Below are 3,454 nucleotides of genomic sequence, written 5' to 3'. Positions count from 1 at the left end.
ATTATCGATCTGGATGCGATCGTGGCGGGGCTGGAATTGGGTTGACGGAATTTTCGGCGGTTTGGGCTTACCCCCCCATTTTGAAACGGTTGACCTCATGCGCCTCTGGGAAGAAAAACATTAGATTAGAGTCTTGATGGGTGTAGTCAGCAGTCATGGAAATTTCCTCGGGGAAAAATGAAGGTTGGCTAAGGTTTAGCCACGTTAGATTTGAAAACAGGTTGTCTGTATGCCTGCTTCTTACGTGCATCACTAAACAAAGAAATGATTTAATGCGGATCGATACTAAGTGCATGGCGTTATACGCCATCCTGATCATCGGGAGAGTATAAGAACCGATGATGCTGTGAAATGGGCTGTTTCGGAGGCCTTACAATGCGTATAAGGGGCGTTACGGTAAATCCGGCGCCCCTTTTTGTTGTCTGTTGTCTTGGCCGGACATCGAGGGAAGCTGCAGGAGTGGTTTCACTGTCTGCGCCGGACATTCAGGAGCCCTCTTCACGCCGGTGCTGCGGTTACCCAGATTGCCATCTCGGGTATGTCGCCATGCTGCTGCTCAGGGTGTAGTATGTAGCATATTGTAAACATTGTAGTGTCGAGAGGGGCGTATGAGCGTGATGTCTGTCCGTTTGCCGGACGAGGTAGAGCAACAGTTGGGGCAGTTAGCCCAGTCCACTGGCAGGACTAAATCCTGGTTGGCCAACCAGGCTATTAAGGATTATTTGGCGCGTGAGGCCTGGCAGATCACGGAGGTAGAAGCCGCCTTGCGTGAAGCGGATGCGGGTGACTTCGTATCTGAAAAAGAGATGATGGCGAAGTTCAATCGGTGGGGTATCAATGCAGGTTAAATGGCTGCGTAAGGCTGCGCTGAACCTCGAAGATGCTCACGATTACTTGGCAAAAGAAAACCCCAGGGTTGCCCAGGAGTTTGCGCACGAGGTGTATCGCTTGGTTAATCTGCTGGTCGAACAGCCCTCGATGGGAAGGTCGGGACGTGTCCCAGGTACGCGCGAGCTTGTGGTGCAACCTTACCCGTTCCTCATTCCATACCGAGTAAAGGGAGAGGAAATCCATATTTTGAGGGTGTTTCATACCCGGTTACGGCTGCCTAGTCACTGGTAGTTGGATGTTGCCCGTTAGCCCCATGCCTGGCATCCATCAAGCCACTAAATAGCAAGGGAAGGTGCGAACAAGTTCCTGATATGAGATCATCATGTTCATCCGGAGCGCATCCCAGAGGGACATCATGAGCCATCAACTCACCTTCGCCGATAGTGAATTCAGCACTAAGCGCCGTCAGACCAGAAAAGAGATTTTCCTCTCCCGCATGGAGCGGCGTTGTTGCTCAAATCAGGGAACTATCCCGCAGTTTGGTGATCTGATCTCTTAGATTCACCACCGGGAGCGCTAGATGGGCAAGTCCAAGCACAAGATCAGCAACTGGAAACAGTACAACCAAGCCTTGGTGCAACGTGGTTCGTTGACCGTCTGGATGGATGAGCAAGCCATCCAGCAGTGGCATTGCCAGACCCATCATGGCCGCCGAGGGCGAGGCTTCCATTACAGCGACTCCGCCATTGAAACCGCGCTGATGCTCAAGGCGGTATTCAAGCTACCGCTGCGTACCTTGGAAGGCTTCATCAACTCGCTGTTCCAGCTGATGAATGTGCCCTTACAGTCGCCGGACTACAGCTGTATCAGCAAGCGCGCCAAGACGGTCGAAATCAAGTACCGCCTACCGAGCCATGGCCCAGTGGCTCACCTGGTCATCGATGCCACCGGACTCAAGGTCTATGGCGAAGGCGAATGGAAAATTCGCAAGCACGGCAAGGAGAAACGCCGCGTCTGGCGCAAGCTTCACCTGGCCGTAGATGCGGCGACCCATGCCATCGTTGCAGCCGAAGTCAGCCTGGAAACGGTGGGCGATAACGAGGTGTTGCCCACGCTGCTCAACCCCTTGCGCCGCAAGATAGAACAAGTCAGCGCCGATGGTGCCTATGACACCAGAGCCTGTTATGCCCTACTGCAAAAGAAGGGCATCAAGGCCACCATACCGCCGAGAAAGAATGCGGCATTCTGGAAGAAAGGCCATCCACGCAACGAGGCGGTTGCCGCGCTCAAGGCAGGAGAGCTGGAGCAATGGAAAAAGGACTCTGGCTATCATCAGCGCTCGATAGCTGAGACCGCCATGTATCGCTTCAAGCAGCTCATCGGTCCGAAACTGAGTCTGCGGAGCTACAACGCCCAGGTGGGTGAGATCCTGGCTGGGGTAAAAGTCATGAACAAGGTCATAGGGCTTGGTATGCCCATTCGGCAGGCCGTCAACTAAGCCCGCCCGGCGGGTTGGGGAGCGAGTATCCGACTTTGGATTTGATCAACAAGGCCCCGTTGGGCGACATTTTTGATGCGGTCTTTGTCGTTGGCTCATACACAAGCATGTGTATGGGTCGCGATACAACAGCGCATCTTTGCCAGGCCAGCCCCGCGTCGCACTCAGCAAAAGTGTCATAACAGACGGACGCCAGATACTATCTTGTGTATGACATCGCGCAACATTGCGTTTTGTTGTTCCAATTGACCCAAAATGGGTTCGATTGGGATGAGGAACAGGCGATCTGCTTGTGTATGAGATACATGTTGTCATACACAGGTAGTTTATTTATGACATCGGATACGACAGGTTATCGAAATGACAGCTGGATCGGTATCAAGCGTCCGCGCTGGATCTCAACCCCACCTACCAGATGCTGGCGGCCCATTTCGGTACGGCGATCATGCCCGCCCGGCCCCGCAAGCCGAAGGATAAGTCCAAGGCGGAGGTGGGCGTGCAGATCGTCACCCGCTGGATCCTGGCGGTACTGCGTCATGAAACCTTCCATGGCCTGGCCCAGCTCAATCAGCGGATGGGTGAACTGCTGACCCGGCTCAACCAGAAACCCTTCCAGAAGCTTCCTGGCTGCCGTGCCTCACTGTTTGCTGAGCTCGATGCTCCGGCGCTCAAGCCGCTGCCGGATTATCCCTATCACTACACCAAAGTGATGTTGGTGCTGGTTGGTAAGGACTACCACGTCGATCTGGAAAAGCACTATTACTCCGTGCCCCATGCCTTGCAAGGCAAGCGGCTGGAGGCTCATCTGGCCGAGCATACCGTCACGCTGTACCACGCAGGCAAGGTTGTGGCCGAGCACCCGCGGAGTCATCGCAAAGGTCAGCACAGCAGCCTGCCTGCCCATATGCCCGCGCATCACCAAGCGCTGCTGGAGTGGTCGCCCGAGCGTCTGCTCGGCTGGGCAGCGTCCATCGGACCTTACACCACGCATTGGGTGGATGGTTTTATCCGGAATGTGGCGCACCCGGCGCAAGCGGTGCGACCTTGTCTGGCCTTGCTGGGGCAGAGCAAAACCTATGGCAAGGAGCGGCTGGAAGCGGCCTGCCTCCGGGGGCACCTGACCGG

3 protein-coding genes and 1 pseudogene are annotated in these 3,454 nt (G+C 55.1%); all 4 read left to right on the top strand.

All coding sequences use genetic code 11. The annotated features are described in order from the left end of the window. Positions 1–608 precede the first annotated feature (608 nt). On the top strand, positions 609–848 hold the full coding sequence (gene relB, locus OKC40_RS22015) for a type II toxin-antitoxin system RelB family antitoxin (protein WP_042044878.1): 240 nt from the start codon (positions 609–611) through the stop codon (positions 846–848). After that, positions 838–1,122 (top strand): type II toxin-antitoxin system RelE/ParE family toxin, encoded by a 285-nt coding sequence (locus OKC40_RS22010; RefSeq protein WP_139731036.1) that lies wholly within the window; start codon positions 838–840, stop codon positions 1,120–1,122. The genes relB and OKC40_RS22010 overlap by 11 nt, the downstream gene beginning before the upstream one ends. A 289-nt stretch (positions 1,123–1,411) precedes the next feature. Then, positions 1,412–2,329, top strand: coding sequence for an IS5-like element ISEc35 family transposase (locus tag OKC40_RS22000; protein ID WP_270796987.1), 918 nt, complete (start codon positions 1,412–1,414; stop codon positions 2,327–2,329). Between the two features lie 394 nt (positions 2,330–2,723). Beyond that, positions 2,724–3,454, top strand: a pseudogene (locus OKC40_RS21995) (Mu transposase domain-containing protein); the annotation flags it as partial.

Source organism: Aeromonas sp. QDB11, from assembly GCF_027705265.1.
Classification (GTDB): domain Bacteria; phylum Pseudomonadota; class Gammaproteobacteria; order Enterobacterales; family Aeromonadaceae; genus Aeromonas; species Aeromonas allosaccharophila.
The sequence above is the reverse complement of the archived record's forward strand: the minus strand, read 5'-3'. Positions and strand labels throughout refer to the sequence as shown.

Coding starts and splice junctions, on each gene's coding strand:
- relB (WP_042044878.1), top strand. CDS start 609: ATGAGCGTGATGTCTGTCCGTTTGCCGGACGAGGTAGAGCAACAGTTG.
- OKC40_RS22010 (WP_139731036.1), top strand. CDS start 838: ATGCAGGTTAAATGGCTGCGTAAGGCTGCGCTGAACCTCGAAGATGCT.
- OKC40_RS22000 (WP_270796987.1), top strand. CDS start 1,412: ATGGGCAAGTCCAAGCACAAGATCAGCAACTGGAAACAGTACAACCAA.